Consider the following 20,249-nt stretch of genomic DNA (forward strand, 5'->3'; position numbering starts at 1 on the left):
GACCTACCTACGTACCCTAAGAAGACAGAACGACTTGGGAGGCGCCGTATGCTCATGGCTCGAATTGGAAGCAGTAATTGTAGGTATCAGCCTTCTAACGAGGCTTATTTCCAAAGGTATCGCGAAAGTACAATCGGATATCACCAGACCTTTGAATCTCCATATGGGCAAAAAAAGCTGATTTATGCGGATTGGGCAGCCAGTGGCCGTCTGTATGGACCCATCGAGTCGAAAATAGCAAAAGAATTAGGCCCTTTTGTGGCGAATACGCATACGGAGTCTAATTTGACAGGAACTCTGATGACCCAAGCCTATGAAGAAGCGAAACAAATCATTAAGGGCCACGTTCATGCCAATGAACATGATATCATCCTGTTCGCCGGGTCAGGTATGACAGGTGCAGTGAATAAGCTTCAGCGGCTGTTAGGATTGAAAATACATGAAAAATTAAAGCCCCTCTACCCCATTGCCGAAAAAGATCGCCCCGTTATTTTCGTTACACATATGGAGCATCATTCCAATCATATTTCCTGGGCAGAAACCATTGGAGACGTTGTGTGTCTTCCTCCAGGTCCCGGCGGAATTGTCGATCCAACTCATCTCGAACGACTGCTGCTTCAATTCCGGCATCGCCCTATCAAAATCGGCGCCTTTACCGCTTGCTCCAATGTTACAGGGTTCGAGGTACCGATTTACCAGCTAGCCCGCAAAATGCATGAACATGGTGGCGTTTGTTTCGTTGATTTTTCGGCAAGCGCACCTTACGCCGAGATCAACATGCACCCCACAGATCCGCTTGAGAAACTGGACGGGATTGTATTTTCACCCCACAAATTTCTTGGGGGTCCCGGTACAAGCGGCGTTTTAATTATGGATTCGAGGCTGTGCCTCCATTGTGCTCCAGATCAGCCCGGAGGGGGCACAGTTAGCTGGACCAATCCTTGGGGTGGATACGAGTATAAAGATAATGCTGAAGCCCGTGAGGATGGAGGGACGCCTGCCTTTCTACAAGCCACTCGAACCGCGCTCTGCATTCGGCTAAAAGAACAGATGGGACAGAAGCGTCTGTTGGAGCGCAAAAAGGAACTGACATCATTATTACTAAAGAGCTTGAGTACCATACCAGGGCTACACATTTTAGGAGGAAGCAGCCAAGAGCGAATGGGAATCGTTTCTTTCGTTGTCGGCCATATTCACTATAACCTGATTGTAAAACTATTGAATGATCGGTTTGGCATTCAGGTCCGGGGCGGTTGCTCTTGTGCCGGCCCCTACGGACATTATTTGCTGGGCATCGACCCACAAACATCTAAACAAATGACAGACCTGATCCATGCGGGAGACTTATCTCGAAAACCCGGCTGGGTGCGTCTGTCGCTCCATCCCATGATGACGAATCAGGAAGTCTCCTATATCGCCTCTTCCATACGAGCAATCGTGGAAAACATCACGACCTGGCAAAAAGATTATATCTATCAACCAGATACGAATGAATGGCGATCTATGAATGAACATCACAAAATAGACATCAGCAAATGGTTTAATTTTAGTGATTAAGAGACTCCTGTCCGTTCCCTTCTTTCAAAACTCTCATAAGATACACTGTAAATTACTATATGAGGAAAGAAGTGACGACAATGGGTCTCAATTTTCGCAACAGTACTAGTGCGGCTATCTTTGTGGTCTTCGCCTACCCGGACTTCAGCTGTACTCCTGTTAACTACTCTAAAACAGGCTGGTACCGCGTTAACCCCGGACAGACTGTTCAGTTGTGGAGCGGCTTCGCAGGAGGTAATACGTTCTTTTATTACGCTGAAGATGATTTTGGACGCGAATGGCGGGGTTCATATTTCACTCAAGTTCCTGAGAATGCCTTCAATTGGTGCTGGGATACAGGCTGTACCACTTGTAGAAGCGTGGGACTGCGGAGAATCGCAGTTAGCCCGTTCGTCTTCGACTATACTATCAACTTTGTAACGAGCAGCAGTCAAAGAAAACCTGCATCTTCCACACTCCGCATGACATTGCCTTCCAAAGCAACCCAAGAGAAACCTATTTTGCGCAGAGTTCCTGCAACACCTAAGAGACTAAAACAAGGGAAGCCTCAATTACAGAAACGCATCACGCATAAAAAACGGACAAAATAAACAACGATCTATCAGCTCACATATAGTTTTTTAGAACCCAAAAAAGGAGCGACCTCACCCCCATGGCCTGCTCCTTTCTCTTTTATCTATGAGGTAACCCGCTTATTTACTCTCGGATTCCCACTTGGATATCTCTTCACGCACCCGTGGTGCTACCTCTGTTCCCAATAGCTCAATAGCTCTCATGACATCATCATGCGGCATCGTCCCAACGGGTACGTGGAGCAGAAAACGTGTAATGCCTACCTGTTTACGCAGATGGATGATTTTCTTGGCAATCGTGTCGGAATCTCCTACATACAACGCTCCTTCAAAGCTGCGTGCGGCATCGAAGCTGGAGCGAGTGTAAGGACCCCAACCCCGTTCACGCCCAAGCACATTCATGCTCTGTTGGGTGGAAGGGAAGAACTTATCCGCTGCCAGCTCAGTCGTCTCTGCGATAAAACCATGTGAGTGTGATGCAACCGGAAGCAGCGATGCATCATGACCAGCATGCCTAGCGGCTTTTTTATACAGTTCCACCAACGGGGCAAACTGTACAGGACTACCCCCAATAATCGCCAGAACCAGCGGCAATCCGAGCAAGCCTGCACGAACCACAGATTCCTGATTGCCCCCACTTCCAATCCATACGGGCAACGGATTTTGAACTGGACGCGGATACACGCCCAAATTGTTGATTGCCGGCCGATGTCCGCCTTTCCAGGTAACTTTCTCGGATTCCCGTATTTTCAATAATAGCTCCAGCTTTTCATCGAATAACTCATCGTAGTTATCCAAATCATACCCAAATAACGGGAACGATTCGATAAAAGAACCCCGGCCTGCCATAATCTCAGCTCGTCCATTCGAAATGCCGTCTAGTGTAGCAAAATCCTGAAACACACGTACGGGATCATCCGATGAAAGCACCGTAACTGCACTGGTTAACCGAATTCGTTGGGTCTGCGCAGCAGCAGCAGCGAGGATAACAGCCGGAGCAGATGCTGCATAATCTTTACGATGATGCTCCCCCACGCCGTACACATCCAGCCCTACCTGATCTGCAAGCACAATCTCCTCGACAACTTCACGTATTCGTTGTGCATGACTGATGACCTCACCCGTTTGGGGATCCGGCGTTGTTTCTACAAACGTGCTTATACCTATCTCCACTTGTTCTACCCCCTATTTTCATGCCCTATTCTCATACGGCTGCTCTCGAAGCCAATCATTTTAAAAACCGATATCTTTATATTGAACCTTTTTTGCATCTTTTTCAAGCTCTCTTTTTCTGAGTCTGAAAACCAGCCAAGGGAAGTGTCTAGATTCGCCGCAGGAAAAGAAGTCTCTTTGTCGAATATTTTATGGAATAAAGAAGATTCCCATCCCACAACATGAATACAACAAGGAGGGCACATACATTTATGGCTTTTGTCATTAACAATTTAAAGGATAACAGCAATGTTGCCATCACTGACCAATTAGGCGGATTTACGGTACTGGAATACATAACAGATTTGAGTTCCACCTCGGTGGAGGCTGCGAAAAACAATTACTATATGAGCAAAAGTAATATGCGCCGCAAACAGCTCATGATCGAAATCAACAATAGCGAGATTATGATGAAGGCGGGAGCCATGCAATATACTGTGGGTAGCATGGAAATGACTACCGGTGTAAAAGGCGTTGGAGGCTTAATGCGAAACTTGGTGTCCGGTGCTGTAACCGGGACAGGTGCCATTAAACCACACTATAAAGGCACGGGTACCATCATGCTGGAGCCTACCTACCAATATATTTGGCTTATTGATGTGGACAATGATGATATTGCCATCGAAGACGGCTTGTTTTTGGCTTGTGACACGACGCTAGACATATCCGTCGTTGCACGTAGTAATCTTTCCTCTGCTGCACTGGGTGGAGAAGGGTTATTTAATTTAAGCGCCCGCGGAAAAGGAGTGCTGGCACTTCAAGCGCCGATCCCTTCCGAAGAAGCGGTCGTTATAGAATTGCAAAATGATGTACTGAAGGTGGATGGTAACTTTGCCCTCATGTGGTCCAATACCTTACAGTTCACCGTCGAAAAATCCGGGAAAACCAAAATGGGCTCGGCTGCTTCCGGCGAAGGGCTGGTAAATGTGTACAGGGGAACAGGAACCGTATGGTTAGCACCATTATAAACATAAAAAAGGAGAAGCCCTAGGCTTCTCCTTTCTTGCATTTTAATTCTTTTTTACAAACTCCGATTTTAGCTTCATTGCTCCAAAACCATCAATTTTGCAGTCAATATCGTGATCGCCATCCACCAGACGGATGTTTTTTACTTTGGTCCCGATTTTCAAGACGGATGAGCTTCCCTTCACTTTAAGGTCTTTAATGACCGTTACAGAGTCACCATCCTGCAGGATGTTACCATTCGCATCTTTGACGACCTTTACGTCTTCACTGCTTGCTTCTGACTCGGTAGACCACTCATGAGCGCATTCCGGGCAAATGAAAAGACTTCGATCCTCATAAGTGTACTCTGAATTACATTCAGGACAATTTGGTAAATTAGACATGGTATTATGTACTCCATTCATTTTCAAATTCTACTGCTATGCTAAGCTTCCTTGATAGACCAAGCTTGCTCCAAGTCTCCCTTGGAGTTCCCTACAAGTATATTGGATAAACAGTCACGATTCCACTCATGGATAAAATTAATCTGAGTTTTGTACCGATACATAAGCGCCCTGCCTCTGAAAATACCCCGAGGGTGAACATGTAACTAAAACGGATGCTGACCTCTCTAGGCAGCATCCGTTTTAGACATAAGCAGTATCATATGTTGAAATTGTACTCTACGGCACGTTTATTAAGCTTGGGTTTGCTTGATCAGTTCACTCATTCCTTGGCTAAGCGGCGTAAGGGGGCGTTTCAACAGCTTCTCGAAATCGTTGCTTACGACATCCAAGGCTCCTTCACGAATCGCTTGTTGAATACCGACCACAATAGGGATTGCACCTTCCGGGACTCCCGCACCGAGCATAACCTCGGCATACGTAGCATCATCCACCTGCTGTACAGGAACGTCTTTGCCCAGAACCTCAGCCAGTATCGCTGCAAACTCTTCTTGGGTAATCGGCTTACCGGAGAGCTCGTATATTGTATTCTGATGCCCTTCGCCAGACAAAACGGTTGCAGCTGCTTGCGCATAATCTGCACGGGTAGCCCAACCTACTTTACCGGACCCTGCCGAGGTTAGCCAAGGAGCCCCCGCGAGTACGGATTGGATCGTGCCTGCCTCATTCTCCAGATACCAATTATTACGCAGGAAGGAGTAAGGAATACCTGACTCACGAATGAACTCCTCCGTGATACGATGTACGGGCGCAAGGAATAGAGTGCTGTCAGCGGCATTGGCAGCACTAGTATAAACGATGAAGCCTACTCCAGCACGCACAGCAGCATCAACAGCCGCTTTATGCTGACGGATTCTAGTCTCATTATCCCCGTCTGCGGATATAATCAGCAGTCGATCTACTCCAGCAAACGCTTGATCCAGCGTCTCCGGTTTATCAAAATCGCCATGACGAACGTCAACACCACGAGACCGTAAGTTCTCTGCTTTTTCTGGATTTCTTACGCTAACAATAAGGTCGTTTGCGGGGACGGAAGTAAGCAACGTATCTACCACGATGGAACCCAGTTGCCCCGTTGCTCCTGTTAATGCGATTTTCATATGAAATCCTCCATTCAAATTGTATTCACTTTTATATAGTAACTAAAAATATAACACATGTCTAATTTTGAGTCTAAAGGTCTGCTTTTCGGGTATGAGTGGGTAACTCAAACTTTCCCCAGAGAAAGGAACCTGTATATGAAGAAAGCTATGATCATTGTAAATCCCTCTTCTGGCAAAGAGGAATCCCTCCAACATGTCAGAAGCGTAGAAGAAATTCTACGTGATCAAGGATACGTTGTTACGGTTAAAGAGACGGCAAAGGAACTGGACGCCACCCGTTTTTGCGTTAATGCGTGTGAGGAAGCTTGTGACCTAGTCGTTTCCATCGGTGGGGATGGCACACTTCACGAAACCATCAACGGCTTCATTGATCAAGACCACCGTCCAAGGCTGGGTGTCATCCCCCTGGGGACAGTCAATGATTTTGCCCGTGCCTTGCAAATTCCGCTAAGTCCCGAGCTGGCGATCCGTACACTGACTTCTACCCGCATGAAAAACGTAGATATGGGTCTCTTAAACGGCCGGATGTTTGCCAATGTGGTTGCCACTGGTTCGCTTGCTGAATCGCTCTCAGCTGTATCATCAGACGATAAATCCATGTTTGGCACGTTTGCCTACTTCAAAGAAGGCATGAAAGAGCTTATCAGCCATCCTGCCCACTCACTTATCGTCCGCTATGATGACAAGACCTGGGAAGGCAAATCCCCACTCCTTTTGGCTACGTTAACCAACTCAGTTGGCGGATTCGAGAAACTGGCGCCCGATGCGGCTGTTGACGATGGTCTGCTTCACTGCTTTATTTTCAAAAACCTCAATATATTGAACACCGTGACGGCCAGCATATCCTTATTTTTAGGCAACCTGAAGGATCATAGTGATATCGTTTACTTTACCGCAAAGCATGTAAGTGTCAGCTCCGCAGAACCGGTCAGTACGAATGTAGATGGTGAGGAAGGGCCGTCTTTGCCTATCGAGCTTGGTATTTTACCGCGTCATATCGAGGTAATTGTGCCGGAAGAGGTTTAAGTAATGCGGTACTGGTCCTCAAGCTTGAGGATCATACTCGCTCAATTTCCCCTCGTAGATCAAATGGAATCGATCACTTTGACGAAAATCATCTGGCGTAACGAGAGCGGGCAGTTTGTTCCATATTTTTATACCGGATCGCTGTAAAATTTCCGCGACGAATTGGGAACAAAAATAAGAATTGCTGAACTCGACTGGTTCTTTGAGTGCAATACCAATCAAACCCAGTAAGTTATACATATATTTTTGACGACTTCGGATAAATACATGTAAAACTCGCTTCATTTTTTCAACTTCACGGTCGGTTACTTGAAGCTCGTAGATAACACATGTTGTATTCGGAAATCTGCTGTATGTACCTGTCTTAATATCCTCTTTCACGAAACCACCATCCAGAGGGTTATTCGGGGTCTTTCTCCCGAAGCTGTATAACTCCGAAAGTTCCCGGTTGAAGGAAATGGAGGCGTGATTGTATGGCGCTCTCGTATAGCTTTTAATGACTCTCGTAAGAAACGTTCCCGTATTCGTAAGCAAGATAAAGACGGATTGATCTGCTACCATTTACGAAATTTCCCCTTATCAAGTTTGAATTATTCCTTCATAATAACATAGGAACCCTAATGGAACCCTATTTCGCGATAAGTTGGTGAGTGGTAATGGACAGTTCGCTATTAACGTTAATCCTTATTTTTACAGCCCTATTGGTCATCCATCTAATTTACATAGTAGTAGTCAAAACACAGCCAGACAAAGACTATGCAGCTATTGGGCTTCGCATCAAGACATGGTGGGGTATGTTCTTTATCTTTTGCTTGGCAACTCTTTTCAATCCGATCGTGTCACTGCTTTCCTTGATGGCACTCACCTTTTTTGCGCTAAAAGAATATTTTTCCATGATTAGATCCAGAAAAGCTGATCGCAGATTGTTTCTATGGGCATACTTGGCGATTCCCGTACAATTTTATTGGATTTATATCGGGTGGTACGGAATGTTTATTGTCTTTATCCCTATCTATGTATTCTTGCTGCTACCGCTTCCGCGATTGATCAACAAAGGAACGGTTGGTTTCCTGCGCAGTGTCAGCTCGACCCAATGGGGACTCATGCTGATGGTTTTCGGGTTGAGTCATCTGGCCTATTTTCAGTTTGCTACGCCGCAATACGGAGCGAAACTTGTACTTTTTCTAGTGGTACTGACGCAGCTCAATGATGTCGTACACTATCTAGCATCACTCTATTTCGGAAAGCGGAAAATCGTCCCGACATCCAATCCCAATATAACTTGGGAAGGCTTTGCACTCGCTTTTCCCGTAACTATAGCGGCTTCCTATTTCATCTATCCCTACCTGACGCCGTTTGACCTGAAATTTGGAATTATTTTCGGTATGCTGATCAGCTTGAGCGGTTTCTTCGGCAGCTTAACGGTTTCCGTACTGAAGCGGGATTTATTAATCGGTGATGATGATAAGTTCGATGCTTTGAAAAAAAGCTATTTAAGCCGGGTGGATAGCTTGACCTACACCTCGCCCGTCTTTTTTCATGTAATCCGTTATTTTTTTGACTTTATGTAGGATTACATGGCTCAAACCTCGTATGAACAGTGATCATGGAACACGATATCTTGTTATGAAAAGGGCAGCCTATCCTCACCTAAGGATAGGCTGCTTTTGAGTGTACTACCGTAGCAGGGCATTCCTAATCCTGCTAACCCCTTCACGAATTTCATTTTCCTTTAGATGCCCGTAGCCCATTAGCAGTCGATTCCCTTCGAGCTGTGCCGCAAATACATTTTCGCTACGGAGATGTTCTAGCAAATTCTCTCGGAGTGGGAACTGAAACTCTGCTACCAAATGTAAACCAGCCGATCGGCCACATATCCGGTATTGCCCTGTAAAATGCTGTTCCAGGCTATCAAGCAGGACCTGACGACGCTTGGCGTACACTTTTTTCATCTTATGTACATGCTTATGAAGGAGTCGCTTCCTGATATACCGACTCAACACAATTTGTTCCAGGCTCGCTGTCTGGTAATCCGCCAGTTGCTTTAAACGGATAAAATCAGCGACTCGTGACGAGGGAAGAACAATATAGCCGATCCGCAGCGCAGGGAACAATATTTTGCTAAACGTCCCGACATATAGCACCTGTTCTGGGTCCAGACTCTGCAAGGAGTGGACGGGCGCCCCGTCATACCGGAACTCACTGTCATAATCATCTTCGAGCAGAAGACATCCTGTCCGGGCTGCATACTGAATAAGCTCGATCCGCCTTTGGATCGGCAAGATACCCCCCAGCGGGAACTGGTGCGAGGGTGTCAGATATGCCAGTTTGGGGTGTCTCTTTTGCGGCAGATCGGCTGTTATAACTCCCGAATCATCAACAGGCATACTCCGCAATGTGGCTCCTGTGGCCGCCAGAATGCTTTTTAAATCTTCATTTGTCGGTTCCTCTACCAGGGCTTCGTCTCCAGCTGACAGTAACAGACGGGTGACAAGCTGAATCGCTTGTACTGCTCCGCTAGTGATTACAATATGTTCCGGGCTGGCTTTCACTCCTCTGGTGTGAACCAAATAGTCGGCCAGCTCCCTGCGTAACTCAGGCTCTCCAGCAGGATCGCCATAACCTAGTGCCAGATCAGGAGCCTCTTTGCATACGCTCTGAAGCAAGTCGGCCCATGATTTGCGCGGGAACAATTCCAATGCGGGGAGGCCTGTCCGGAAGGATATTACCGACACCTCATTTGAATATGAAGTATTCATTGCAGACGCAGACGCCTCGATAGGCGGTGCGGATACATAACCTGGAAGGACGGCCCCTTCCGCTACATAGGTACCTGAACCCGAGCGCGCAATGGCTAAGCCTTCGGCTAGCAGCATTTCATAAGCTTCGAGGATAACATTCCGGGAAACATTCAACTGTAAGGCCAGCACCCGAGTCGAAGGAAGTTTATATCCTGCATGCAGTTCTCCAGCTAAAATACGGTCCCGTATCGCTTGATACACCTGACGCAGCATCGGAACTGTCACATTCTTATCGATAGATAACCACATAGGTCGCCCCCTCAAGCGGTACTGTCAAAAACCTCTTCAACTGGATCTACAAGTGCCCAGTTTCTATTGCTACAGTATATATCAATATCTGTACAAGAGGTGAGATGAAATGAACAAACCAACCTTTTCGACTTACATGGAATTAGTGATCGCAACCTCCATTGTCGGCAGTTCTGTAGTAGTCGGTAAACTGGTCGTGATGCGGCTGCCTGTTTTTTTATCGCAATCTGCCAGTCTGGCCGTTGCCCTTCTGTTCTTGGTACCCATTGTATTCATCAAGAAATATTCACTAAGGATCAGCAAACGGGATGCCTTAATCCTGTTCATTCAGGCCCTGATCGGCATGTTTCTCTTCCGCGTCCTAATGCTGTACGGGATGGCCTACGCCTCTGCTTCCGAAAGCGGAATTTTAACTAGCTTAACCCCAGCTATCGTTGCACTTCTTTCGTATGTGCTGCTGAGAGAAAAGATTACGCTCCGCCCCGGTCTCGGGATTGCCTGTTCTCTGCTCGGTGTTTTGGCGTTGCAAGTGCCTCACATATCGGCGCTCTGGTTCAATGCTCCCAACGCAACCTCGTTCATTGGCATGCTGCTTGTTCTGTCTGCTGTGTTCGGAGAAGCGGCACTGACGGTATTACGCAAGATGCTATCCAGCCATGTCTCTTCCCTGCTTGGAACCATGTATATAACACTCTTTTCATTCTTCATGTTCCTGGCTTGTTCATTTGTGGAGGCCCAACAGTTCAACTTTAACCACGTTGGTGTAGGGGAGATTGGGCTAGTCTTATATTATGGTATCTTTGTCACCGCATTAGGCTACGTATTATGGTTTCGGGGCGTATCAAGAGTACCGGCTAGTACAGCAGCTGTATACACGGGTTGTATTCCCGTCAGTACATTGCTGCTGTCCTATATCATCCTCCGTGAATCCTTCTCATTTGCTCATCTGGCTGGTGCAGGCTTTGTGTTTCTGGGCATCATGCTCATGTCACGCGGTGAACACCGCTGACTTACGCAAAGACCTTCTCAAAAAAGAGGCTCCCGGCTAAAACTTCGGGAGCCTCTTTTCTTTGATTCAAGTTCTTATCGCTTGGAATTAATGCACCTGATCCAGCAATTGATATGCTTCTTCCTTCGTTTTAACCGCCAGGAGCGCTTCTCTGAAATGATCATCCATCAGCTTACGCGATAACATTTGCAATACTTTCAGATGCGCATTTTCCTTGCTGTTGCGCGGTACGGCAATCATGAAGATCAGTTTTGCTTCACTTCCGTCTGCACTATTCCAGTCAACACCGCCCTGCTTGATGCCGAAGACCACGCTTGGCTTCAGGACCGCTTCCGATTTGCCATGAGGAATGGCAATATTCATTCCAATGCCTGTGGAGCCTTCTTCCTCTCTGGCTAATATCGCCTGTTTGAAATCACTGGCAGAGCTTACGGCTCCAGTTCTCTCAAGTACTCCGATCATTTCATCAACCACAGCATCTCGTGTCGTTCCTTCCAGATCCAAATTAATCAGATCCATCGTTACAATATCCGTCAGTTTCTCAATGTGAATGGCTTGTGGAGAAACGGCTGGCCCATTATTTGTAACAGTTGTTGAAGCAGATGACTCCATAGCGTCCGTTGTAGTAATCGCAGATTGTCCAGCTTCCCCAGCAGCATCTGGAGTTACAGTTGCTGCAATATCTTTTTTCAGCAAGCTCACCAGGACAACCGATACGGCTACGCCGACAATAACGGCGATGAAGAACATAAGCACATGGTCCACTGCACCAAGTACAGCTACAATCGGTCCACCGTGAGCTACCTTGTCACCTACATTCCCCAACATCGCAATGACTGAACCGACCATGGATCCTACCATGATACTAGGAATAACACGTAGTGGATCTTGCGCCGCGAATGGAATTGCACCTTCGGTAATACCGAACAACCCCATTGTGAATGTTGCCTTCCCAGCCTCGCGTTCCGCAGGTGCAAATTTACGTTTGTTGATCATCGCTGCAAGTCCCATCCCAATCGGTGGAATACAAATCGCAACGGCGATTGGCCCCATAATTTCATAATTCCCTTCGCCGATCATGGCCGAACCGAATAAGAAAGCGACTTTGTTCACAGGGCCGCCCATATCAAAGGAGATCATCGCACCTAGAATCAATGCCAGTAGAATTGAGCTTGTACCTTGCATACCTGCAAGCCAACCTGTTAAAGCTTCAAACAATTGTGCGACTGGAGCACCGATTACAAAGACAAAGATTAATCCAACAATTAACGATGCCAATACAGGGATAATAATTATAGGCATGATCGGCTGTAATGCTCGGCCAACCTTGATTTTCCGAATCCCAAGTGCAACATAACCGGCCAGGAAACCGGCGATAATGCCGCCGATAAATCCAGCCCCCGCCTCACTTCCATAAAAGCTGCCGTTCGCAGCAATGAATCCGCCAATCATACCCGGTGCAAGCCCCGGTCTATCTGCAATGCTCATCGCGATAAATCCGGCGAGGATCGGTATCATAAAGGTAAACGAAGCCGAACCGATATCCTGAACCGTCTTCCAGAATGAACCGTCCGGTATAACCAGACCGCCTGGTGTCTTCTCACCGCCAATCGTCAACGCAATGGCAATGAGCAATCCCCCAATGACGATGAAGGGTACCATATAGGATACACCGTTCATCAAGTGGCGGTAGATGGGATTTTGTTTCGGTTTGTTCTCCTGTGAGCTACCTTCGGCAGAACGTGACTCTGCTTGGTACACAGGTACATTACCCTTCATCACCCGCTGGATCAATTCTTCTGGACGGCGAATGCCATCCTGTACGCCAACGACCAGTAGTTTCTTACCGACGAAGCGGTCTTTAACCACCGTTTTATCCGCTGCAATAATAATGCCATCTGCCTCACGGATCTCCTGCTCGGTCAGTTGATTTTCGACTCCAATGGAGCCTTGTGTCTCGACCTTCATCTCGACGCCCAGTTTTGCTGCTGCCTTTTGCAGATTCTCAGCTGCCATATACGTATGTGCAATTCCGTTAGGACATGAGGTAATCGCCAGTATCTTCATAGTCATTCCCCTTCTCTCTGTTGTTTCCGCTTACATTGATAGTATAAACGCCTATCTTGCTGTTATCGGACGAACTTTTTACCGGAACTTTCGGAAAAAAGGAATTATACCGGCAAAAAACAGGACTTATCTATAAGTCCTGTTCCAGAGCACAGCTTTTTAGTTTATCCCTTCATTCTCCCTAATAATCTCATCGCATCGGTCTCTTTAGATAAGGCATGAACCAAAGCAGGTTGCTCACTGATCAGGGACAATTCCTTAAATAACTGGCGCATTTCTTCCCGCCCATCCTGTTTGACCGCAAGCAAGAACACAAGCTCTACTTTCTCGGTTCCCCAGGTAAGCGGCTGCTTCAAAGTAGCGATTACAATAGAGGACTGCCTTATCCACTCAGAACCGCCATGCGGGATGGCTATGCCTCCCCCAATCGTCGTGGCCGACATTTTTTCTCGCTCCAGTACGCTGTCCACATAACCAGGCTCCACATATCCTTTGTCCTCCAGTATTTGCGCCAGCTTGGAGATCAATTGTTCCGGATGCTGCACTTCCTGCTGGGGAAAGACCAAAAAAGGTGTTGTATATTTAAAAAATACCGATTCTTCTGCTGCCCTATGTTCCGGCTCATCCAGTCGTCGGATCACTTGCTCCAGTCGACGTTCGTCCTTGGCATCCAGCAAGGGAGAGACGAGAATGTGCGGAATGTTCATCTCTGGGAGATCTACAGTGGTAATGACGAGATCCACCTCCTGGGCTGCCAGATAGTCCTGGACTTCTGCTTTGGAAAGGGTTGTCTCCACATGTACAGCCGGAAATTTACGTTCCACCTTGGTGCGTAGCAGTTGGGACATACCGATGCCCATGTGACACACGATGATGGCTCTCTGGGGATGACTCTCTTTCTGGTGCAATCGCTCCACAGAAGCCTGAAAATGCAGCGTTAAATACGCCGCTTCCTCCTCGGGGAAGGATAGCCGGGTCCATTTCCCCACCTCTTCCAGTGTAATAATAACTCGGTCGAACATGTAGGGGTACATCTTCTTGATCTCGGCCAGCATAGGATTGGACACGGTCAACCCATATTGAAGACGGTTCAGGGTCGTATATAAATGGACATTCAACCCTTTCAACAACATCTTGTCCTTGGAAAAGGCAATCATATTCAGCTCGGACATCCGCCGGACTAACTGCTCAATCAACTCAGGTAAAAGCGGGTGGCTATCTACCAGCTCACCTTGTTTTCCCGTTCTTTCCTCTTGCTGGTAACGGAACTTCCCGCTAAGCAGATGCAGAGTTAAATACGCCGTCTCTTCCTTGGAAAAAGGCACGGCAAACAACTTTTGCAACTGCTGCAAAAAAGACGTAGCCCATGTAAATTCGCGTCTCTCCTGCAAAAAGGAAATGTCCTGCTTGGAGAGGGAAATGGGCTGTCCCATCTTGGTTCGTTTGACCATTAAGAGGATATGCAGCATTAGAGCTTCGAAAGCTTCGTCAGTAAAGCTGAGCTCATAGCGTTTTTGAAATGCTTTTAATTCATGATTTATGGTTGTAATCTCGTGCGATTCAAACTGTTTGCGCATCATCTGTCCTGTTAACTCAGGACTGTCAATCAGCTGGTTCATCCGCGCCAAAGCGATTCGCTTATTTTTCTCAGATCCTTGAATGGTCAAGCCTACGCGCTGCTTGGTAATCAAGGCTAGATCAAAGCTATGCAGCCAGCCATCAATCTTCTCCATATCTCTACGGATCACCGTCTTGTTCACATAATACTGTGAAGCTAGATCCTGGATGGTCACAGGCTTGGCATTCATCAAGAGCCGATAGGCGAGATGCAGCACCCTTTCCTCATCCGACTCATGTTGGGCTGTACTCTCGTCCGCATACAGTCGATGGAACAATTCATTCTGATCCGCTTCACCCATCTCCAGATAAATGCCGCGTCCCGGCCTTCTCACCAGATTGGCATCAGAATGCTTAACGATATAATCTTCAATTACTTTCAGATCGTTGCGGATCGTCTTTTCAGAGCAGTCGGTCAGATCCGCCAGATCCTGCGCTAACCACAACCGGTCCGGTTCAGTTAACAACATGCGTAAAATTTCCATTTGCCTTTTATTCATTCCATTCTCCCATCTTCCAAAATAAAGAATGTCCAGGGCATTTCGAGCTATATTTTTGCTGGTTTTGTGTTGACTTTAAGTATACTCCAAGTAGTACATTTAAAGCATGGTGGCCGCCAAATTTAAGAATAATGAAAAGAGGAATCGCTCATGACCATTGGGAAAACAGTTCTTATTACTGGGGCCAACAAAGGCATCGGGTATGAAACAGCCAGACAATTGGGGGGTATGGGTCTTACAATCCTGATTGGCTCACGGAATGAGCAGAGCGGCCGGGAAGCGGTGGCTAAGTTGGCTAATGAGGGAGTAGAAGCCCGATTGATTTTGTTAGACGTGACGAATCAAAGTACGATTGATTCCGCAGTCCAACAGATCAAACAAGAATTCGGTTCCCTTGATGTACTCATCAACAATGCCGGCATATCTTTGGGAGGGGCTACTCCTCCAAGTCAGTTCTCTTTGGACGATTTAAGAGAAACGTATGAAACAAACTTTTTCGGTTTGGTCGCGGTGACGCAAGCTATGCTGCCTTTATTGCAAAAATCTCCTTGTGGTAGAATCGTTAATTTGTCGAGTGGCCTTGGTTCGTTAACCTATAATAGCGATCCTGAGCATGAGCATGCACAATTTAATTTGCTTGCCTACAATAGCAGCAAAGCAGCGGTTAATATGTTCACCGTCACCCTTGCCAAAGAATTCAAAGACTCACCTCTCAAAATTAATTCGGCTGACCCTGGCTTTACCGCTACTGACTTAAATAGCTTTACAGGACCAGGTTCGGTACAACAAGCTGCTGCTGTCGTTGTTCGTTTAGCTACTTTAAATAGTGACGGGCCGTCAGGAGGGTTTTTCGACTCGACTGGAGAAGTGCCTTGGTAATCGTTACAATTAAGGAGTGGGATACTTTGCAGGAAATTCCGGAGACCATAACCTCTATTAGTCAAGCTGCAGAACTAACAGGTTTAACAGAAGATACTATACGCTATTATGAGCGAATTGGCTTACTGCCTTATGCTGAACGAAAGGCTAACGGACACAGGTTCTACAGTAGAGATCAGATTCTGGGGATTATCTTTTTAACCCGATTAAAAGCCACTGGAATGACTATAGAGGAAATGAAGCATTATCGAGAACTTTCGATGCAAGGCAACAGCACCATTCCGATCAGACACTCCTTACTTGAGAAACATAATCAGAAGATTCAACAAGAAATTTCCAAACTTATGGAAACCCAAAAAATTATTGAATATAAGCTCAACCATTATCGTGACCTCTCTACCAATCCTGATCTTAGCGACACGAATTGCAACCCTACAACACCCAGCACCAAACCCCTTTTTTAAGGGGTTATTTTCATTTTCAGTGGGAGATTGATGGATCTCCCTTAATTCCCTATAATCCAAATATAGATGAATTTCTAGGGGGAATAACGGTGATCACCTATATGAGATGCAATGACGTCAGCATGGAACACATTTTTCAAGCATTTTCGCTTGGGTTCTCTGATTATTCCATTCGCCTGACCATGGATCAGGACGATTTCGTAGCACGTTTTTTTGGTCCAGAGGGTAATACACGGAATCACTCTTTCCTTGCCATGGATGAGGATCAACCGATCGGCTTAATTCTCGGCGGTGTCCGGCAGTTCGACGGGTACAAGACCATGCGTTGCGGCACGCTATGCATCGCTCCAGCTTACCGCGGTCAAGGGATTAGCAACAAGTTGCTGGAATTACATAAACAAACAGCCATCTCCGCGGACTGCCAGCAGCTATGGCTCGAAGTCATCAAGGATAATCATCGGGCCGTTAAATTATATGAAAAGCAAGGCTAGCAGCCACGCTATACGCTGAAATACTACAACGGCACTCTGCCCTCCGCCCCACCCGCTGCCCTCTCATCTTCGTATATTCTTAAGGAAGTTACATTTGATGACATCGCAGCTTTTCGTAAGACCCTCACCGACTGCCACATCCATTGGCAAAGCGACACACCTTATTACGCCACCAGTACACAGGAAGCTTTTCTCGGCATCTACGAAGTGAATCAAACGTGCCTCGGCATGGTGAGCATGAGTGCTAAGGGTAAAATCAACTTTCTTTGGGTCGATCCTAAGCATCGCAACCAAGGATTAGGATGCGCCCTCCTTCATAGAGCAGCAGAGACCCAAAAGATTGAGAAGGTGTACATCTGTCTGTCTGACAATGACTCTCTTGAAGGCTTTATCCAAAAAATAGGTCTCTCGAAAGACCCCATTGAGCAATATGAAATGGGTATGCCGCTGAAGGTCGATCATGTTGTACAATGATCAACCTTCTTCCTATCCATGCTCCCCTGCTTGATTCACCTACATCTATCATTTCTGAGAACGATTGATATACTCTGATTTGACCAATGCGCACATGTAAAGATCATCATATTTCCCTAACGTAAATTCATATTGGGAGAGGAGCCCTTCTTGCCGAAAGCCTGCTTTTTCAAGCAACCGCAAGGATTGGGCATTCTCTGGCTCTACTAGCGCCTGAATGCGGTTCAATGAGAGGAAGGGATATTTATAATAATTTCTTTGTTTATAGAATGTTTTCCTAAACATGGATTATAAAATGACCGTTAATATAAGGAGTGTGTTTTTAATTATTAAGAAGAGGTGTATTTTTTGGACGAACAGCACATATCACACATTCCGCAGGAAACTTCAAGACAGACGTACATTCGGCATGGTCAAAATTATGGGGTAGATCCAAACAGGATGGCGGCGTTATCAAAAACATACGGGAATTCTACTCTGTTTAGACGGTGGGGAGCAACGGTTTTTGATTGCATATTCTTTGTAATCGGGTATATTTGTTTTTTTATTTCTGTCATTCAAATAACGGATAGATGGTTTTTGCCTTTAGCGATTGCATCCCGTTGTATTCTGCTTATTGCTTTCTTCAGCTATTATTTGCTTTTGGAAGGTTACACAGGCTATACGCTGGGTAAGTTCGTTTTTCGTATTCAGGTGGTTAACGGGGAAGGAAAGCCTCCCGGTTTTCTTAAATCACTCATTCGTACGCTGCTCAGGCTAATCGACACCAATCCATTGCTAATGGGTGGGATACCTGCTGGTATCAGTGTGTTAGTAACTGCATCAAGACAACGAATTGGAGATTTAGCTGCAGGTACATATGTTGTAAAGGTACGGGATTTAGAGCCGATTAGCAAAAAGACAATGAAACGTTCGCTCTTTATATTTTTTACCACAATGGTGATCTTGGGAGCCTCGTTTGTAAATGTTATTTTTATACTTGCAGACAGTTACGTACCTCCTGAAGTTCCGGTGAGCAAGAAAGAGCAAAGCTATGTAAGTAAAGATGGACGGTTTCAAATCACGGCCCCGCTGGACTGGTCAACAGACCCGGACCGTGAAGGAAAGGCAGAGATTGCAATATTCAATCCGTACATCCAAAAATCCGTTGTGGTACTATCCCACTCAAAAAAGCAATTGGGCAATATAACTCTTCAACAGTACAGTAAGAAAGCTGAAAATAATTTAACCAAAGAGTGGAACCTGTCCAGTGTAGGACCTGTCTCTAACACAACCATTTATGGATATCCTGCCCTTGAGTTCGTGATTAAAGGCAAGAAAGATGTGGACAAATATGTTACCCATGTAGCGATTATTGAGACCGAAAGTAATTACTACCAGGTGCTTGGATATGCACCAGCGTCTAAAGATGCCCGTTTAAAGAAAGAACTACACGACATTACCTATAGCTTCCGCGAGGTTCGTCATTAGACAGCGTGGCTGGCAATAAAAAGGATAGACACAAAAAGCAGGTGCTCCTTAGAGCCCTGTTTTTTGCGTACAACTATACTCTTCCTTAGATTACACTCAATACAAAAATATATAACATCGTCTAATGGATTATCATAATACGCTGCAATTTCACATCTATGATAAAATTGACTGACATGTTTGGTAATCCGCCTTATCATATTGTTCAGATGCACAATGAATTGAAAACCCTTTCATTAAGGTGGTACATTAAAATACGCTATATCACTATAGATAAAGGAGGAATCCTGATTTGTTTCAGCTCTCCGAAAAACAAGCCCAAGACATCGTAGACAAAATGATGAAGGATATTCCATACAATATCAATATTATGAATGAACGAGGCATCATCATAGGCAGCGGCGAGAGTGAACGAATCGGAACCATTCACCAAGGAGCTGTTCAGGCGCTCGAAACTGGGAAAATGATTGAAGTGTGGCAGGACGGCCACTATGAGAAAAAGGGAACCAATGAACCGATTGTCATTCATCATGAGTTAGTTGGTGTCATTGGTATTTCAGGCAATCCCGATGAAGTGCGTCCTTTCTGCAATATTGTTAAAACTACGGTGTCTCTCCTGATTGAACAGCGCATCTCGTTGGAGCATCTGGCCCACGAAGCCAACCGCAAAAAGTCTGTGCTGGAAATGTTGTTAAATCATCAGGGAGCTTACACGCAAAAAATAAAAAAAGAAGCAGCTCAATATCACATTGATTTGCTTCTAAAAACTTCGGCTGTATATGTAAAATATCTGCCTACTGATCCAGCTCATTTAGCCGATTTGTCCAATATATTCATGCAGCATCCATCCTTTCGCATGGAAGAAGACTGCTATCTCATTCTAATACAAAATCAGGAGCCGACAGACAAACTGCTAGAGCCACTTGTGCGCAGTCATCCCGATGTGCTGATTACGGTCAGCAGACAAGAGCACAACATTGCGGATGTTTATATGCAAGCCAAGTCAGCTATGAATGTTTTACTGGCTTTGCGCCCGCCTGTGCAAAAAATTTCTTTTGCGGAAGTCGAATTTCTGGTCAAATTGAGTCAAACGAACCTGACGAACACGATCTATCTGGTTAGCAAGCTGGAAGATACTGTGGATTTGCTGGATACGCTGCGAAGCTTTATTAACCATAACGGCAGTGTCTCCTTTACCGCAGATGAATTAAATATTCACCGAAATACGCTGCAATACCGCCTGAAGCGCATCCATACCTTAACCGGTAAAGATCCCCGTAATCTCCTTCAGCTTTTTGAGCTTACGCACGGCTTATTGGCACTGTATAAATGAACTGCTGTATCACGCC

Annotated in this window: 19 protein-coding genes; 12 read left to right on the top strand and 7 right to left on the bottom strand. The window is 45.9% G+C overall.

Going from position 1 to position 20,249, the window contains the following annotated elements:
• The first annotated feature begins 48 nt into the window (after positions 1-48).
• Together MHI21_RS25130 and MHI21_RS25135 are read left to right on the top strand one after the other, a co-directional pair.
• Entirely contained in the window at positions 49-1,557 is a 1,509-nt protein-coding gene (locus MHI21_RS25130) for an aminotransferase class V-fold PLP-dependent enzyme (protein ID WP_342419117.1), read from the top strand.
• Between the two features lie 80 nt (positions 1,558-1,637).
• Positions 1,638-2,147, top strand: a complete 510-nt coding sequence (locus MHI21_RS25135) for a DUF1036 domain-containing protein (protein ID WP_254326390.1) — start codon at positions 1,638-1,640, stop codon at positions 2,145-2,147.
• A 102-nt stretch (positions 2,148-2,249) separates the two neighbouring features.
• Here the strand turns inward: MHI21_RS25135 and MHI21_RS25140 are convergent, their stop codons facing one another.
• Positions 2,250-3,302 (bottom strand): LLM class flavin-dependent oxidoreductase, encoded by a 1,053-nt coding sequence (locus tag MHI21_RS25140; protein WP_342419118.1) that lies wholly within the window; start codon positions 3,300-3,302, stop codon positions 2,250-2,252.
• 251 nt (positions 3,303-3,553) lie between these two features.
• Between MHI21_RS25140 and MHI21_RS25145 the strand changes: the two genes are divergently transcribed.
• A complete protein-coding gene (locus MHI21_RS25145) occupies positions 3,554-4,309 on the top strand; it encodes an AIM24 family protein (protein WP_068939217.1) in 756 nt (251 codons plus the stop codon).
• Between the two features lie 42 nt (positions 4,310-4,351).
• Here MHI21_RS25145 and MHI21_RS25150 read toward each other — a convergent pair whose 3' ends face one another.
• Together MHI21_RS25150 and MHI21_RS25155 are read right to left on the bottom strand one after the other, a co-directional pair.
• Positions 4,352-4,690: a zinc ribbon domain-containing protein YjdM gene (locus MHI21_RS25150; RefSeq protein ID WP_013312677.1), complete on the bottom strand. Its 339-nt coding sequence runs from the start codon at positions 4,688-4,690 to the stop codon at positions 4,352-4,354.
• A gap of 293 nt (positions 4,691-4,983) precedes the next feature.
• A complete protein-coding gene (locus MHI21_RS25155) occupies positions 4,984-5,850 on the bottom strand; it encodes an SDR family oxidoreductase (protein WP_342419119.1) in 867 nt (288 codons plus the stop codon).
• A gap of 138 nt (positions 5,851-5,988) precedes the next feature.
• Here MHI21_RS25155 and MHI21_RS25160 point away from each other — a divergent pair, with 138 nt between their 5' ends.
• Complete coding sequence (locus MHI21_RS25160) at positions 5,989-6,879, top strand: YegS/Rv2252/BmrU family lipid kinase (RefSeq protein ID WP_342419120.1); 891 nt, start codon at positions 5,989-5,991, stop codon at positions 6,877-6,879.
• An 18-nt stretch (positions 6,880-6,897) separates the two neighbouring features.
• Here the strand turns inward: MHI21_RS25160 and MHI21_RS25165 are convergent, their stop codons facing one another.
• Positions 6,898-7,440 (bottom strand): hypothetical protein, encoded by a 543-nt coding sequence (locus tag MHI21_RS25165; protein ID WP_023991046.1) that lies wholly within the window; start codon positions 7,438-7,440, stop codon positions 6,898-6,900.
• Positions 7,441-7,535: 95 nt separating this feature from the next.
• Between MHI21_RS25165 and MHI21_RS25170 the strand changes: the two genes are divergently transcribed.
• Positions 7,536-8,450, top strand: a complete 915-nt coding sequence (locus tag MHI21_RS25170) for a phosphatidate cytidylyltransferase (RefSeq protein WP_342419121.1) — start codon at positions 7,536-7,538, stop codon at positions 8,448-8,450.
• 105 nt (positions 8,451-8,555) lie between these two features.
• Here the strand turns inward: MHI21_RS25170 and MHI21_RS25175 are convergent, their stop codons facing one another.
• Positions 8,556-9,929 carry a PLP-dependent aminotransferase family protein gene (locus MHI21_RS25175; protein WP_342419122.1) on the bottom strand — a complete coding sequence of 458 codons (1,374 nt, stop codon included), beginning with the start codon at positions 9,927-9,929 and terminating at the stop codon, positions 8,556-8,558.
• A gap of 109 nt (positions 9,930-10,038) precedes the next feature.
• Here MHI21_RS25175 and MHI21_RS25180 point away from each other — a divergent pair, with 109 nt between their 5' ends.
• The gene (locus tag MHI21_RS25180) at positions 10,039-10,938 is read left to right on the top strand and encodes a DMT family transporter (RefSeq protein ID WP_342419123.1); all 900 of its coding nucleotides are present in this window, start codon (positions 10,039-10,041) and stop codon (positions 10,936-10,938) included.
• Between the two features lie 87 nt (positions 10,939-11,025).
• On the opposite strand, the gene MHI21_RS25185 is transcribed toward MHI21_RS25180, so the two are convergent.
• Entirely contained in the window at positions 11,026-13,005 is a 1,980-nt protein-coding gene (locus MHI21_RS25185) for a PTS fructose transporter subunit IIABC (RefSeq protein ID WP_342419124.1), read from the bottom strand.
• Positions 13,006-13,169: 164 nt separating this feature from the next.
• Complete coding sequence (locus MHI21_RS25190) at positions 13,170-15,122, bottom strand: BglG family transcription antiterminator (RefSeq protein ID WP_342419125.1); 1,953 nt, start codon at positions 15,120-15,122, stop codon at positions 13,170-13,172.
• 150 nt (positions 15,123-15,272) lie between these two features.
• Here MHI21_RS25190 and MHI21_RS25195 point away from each other — a divergent pair, with 150 nt between their 5' ends.
• The 6 genes from MHI21_RS25195 to MHI21_RS25220 all read left to right on the top strand — a co-directional run bounded on the left by MHI21_RS25195 (position 15,273) and on the right by MHI21_RS25220 (position 20,233).
• Positions 15,273-16,001, top strand: coding sequence for an SDR family oxidoreductase (locus MHI21_RS25195; RefSeq protein WP_342419126.1), 729 nt, complete (start codon positions 15,273-15,275; stop codon positions 15,999-16,001).
• Positions 16,002-16,027: 26 nt separating this feature from the next.
• Complete coding sequence (locus MHI21_RS25200; RefSeq protein ID WP_342419127.1) at positions 16,028-16,465, top strand: MerR family transcriptional regulator; 438 nt, start codon at positions 16,028-16,030, stop codon at positions 16,463-16,465.
• A gap of 101 nt (positions 16,466-16,566) precedes the next feature.
• Positions 16,567-16,956 (top strand): GNAT family N-acetyltransferase, encoded by a 390-nt coding sequence (locus MHI21_RS25205; RefSeq protein ID WP_342419128.1) that lies wholly within the window; start codon positions 16,567-16,569, stop codon positions 16,954-16,956.
• A gap of 102 nt (positions 16,957-17,058) precedes the next feature.
• Entirely contained in the window at positions 17,059-17,430 is a 372-nt protein-coding gene (locus MHI21_RS25210; RefSeq protein WP_342420248.1) for a GNAT family N-acetyltransferase, read from the top strand.
• Between the two features lie 339 nt (positions 17,431-17,769).
• Positions 17,770-18,900 carry an RDD family protein gene (locus MHI21_RS25215; RefSeq protein WP_342419129.1) on the top strand — a complete coding sequence of 377 codons (1,131 nt, stop codon included), beginning with the start codon at positions 17,770-17,772 and terminating at the stop codon, positions 18,898-18,900.
• Positions 18,901-19,192: 292 nt separating this feature from the next.
• Positions 19,193-20,233 (top strand): sugar diacid recognition domain-containing protein, encoded by a 1,041-nt coding sequence (locus MHI21_RS25220; RefSeq protein WP_342419130.1) that lies wholly within the window; start codon positions 19,193-19,195, stop codon positions 20,231-20,233.
• Positions 20,234-20,249 lie beyond the last annotated feature (16 nt).

Source organism: Paenibacillus sp. FSL H8-0168, assembly GCF_038592955.1.
Taxonomy (GTDB): Bacteria; Bacillota; Bacilli; order Paenibacillales; family Paenibacillaceae; genus Paenibacillus; species Paenibacillus polymyxa_B.

Bases quoted from the DNA above. Each gene is read 5' to 3' on its own strand.
- MHI21_RS25185 (WP_342419124.1), bottom strand. From the start codon at position 13,005: ATGAAGATACTGGCGATTACCTCATGTCCTAACGGAATTGCACATACG.
- MHI21_RS25165 (WP_023991046.1), bottom strand. From the start codon at position 7,440: ATGGTAGCAGATCAATCCGTCTTTATCTTGCTTACGAATACGGGAACG.
- MHI21_RS25190 (WP_342419125.1), bottom strand. From the start codon at position 15,122: ATGAATAAAAGGCAAATGGAAATTTTACGCATGTTGTTAACTGAACCG.
- MHI21_RS25195 (WP_342419126.1), top strand. From the start codon at position 15,273: ATGACCATTGGGAAAACAGTTCTTATTACTGGGGCCAACAAAGGCATC.
- MHI21_RS25205 (WP_342419128.1), top strand. From the start codon at position 16,567: ATGAGATGCAATGACGTCAGCATGGAACACATTTTTCAAGCATTTTCG.
- MHI21_RS25135 (WP_254326390.1), top strand. From the start codon at position 1,638: ATGGGTCTCAATTTTCGCAACAGTACTAGTGCGGCTATCTTTGTGGTC.
- MHI21_RS25170 (WP_342419121.1), top strand. From the start codon at position 7,536: ATGGACAGTTCGCTATTAACGTTAATCCTTATTTTTACAGCCCTATTG.
- MHI21_RS25160 (WP_342419120.1), top strand. From the start codon at position 5,989: ATGAAGAAAGCTATGATCATTGTAAATCCCTCTTCTGGCAAAGAGGAA.
- MHI21_RS25150 (WP_013312677.1), bottom strand. From the start codon at position 4,690: ATGTCTAATTTACCAAATTGTCCTGAATGTAATTCAGAGTACACTTAT.
- MHI21_RS25155 (WP_342419119.1), bottom strand. From the start codon at position 5,850: ATGAAAATCGCATTAACAGGAGCAACGGGGCAACTGGGTTCCATCGTG.
- MHI21_RS25130 (WP_342419117.1), top strand. From the start codon at position 49: ATGCTCATGGCTCGAATTGGAAGCAGTAATTGTAGGTATCAGCCTTCT.
- MHI21_RS25180 (WP_342419123.1), top strand. From the start codon at position 10,039: ATGAACAAACCAACCTTTTCGACTTACATGGAATTAGTGATCGCAACC.
- MHI21_RS25145 (WP_068939217.1), top strand. From the start codon at position 3,554: ATGGCTTTTGTCATTAACAATTTAAAGGATAACAGCAATGTTGCCATC.
- MHI21_RS25175 (WP_342419122.1), bottom strand. From the start codon at position 9,929: ATGTGGTTATCTATCGATAAGAATGTGACAGTTCCGATGCTGCGTCAG.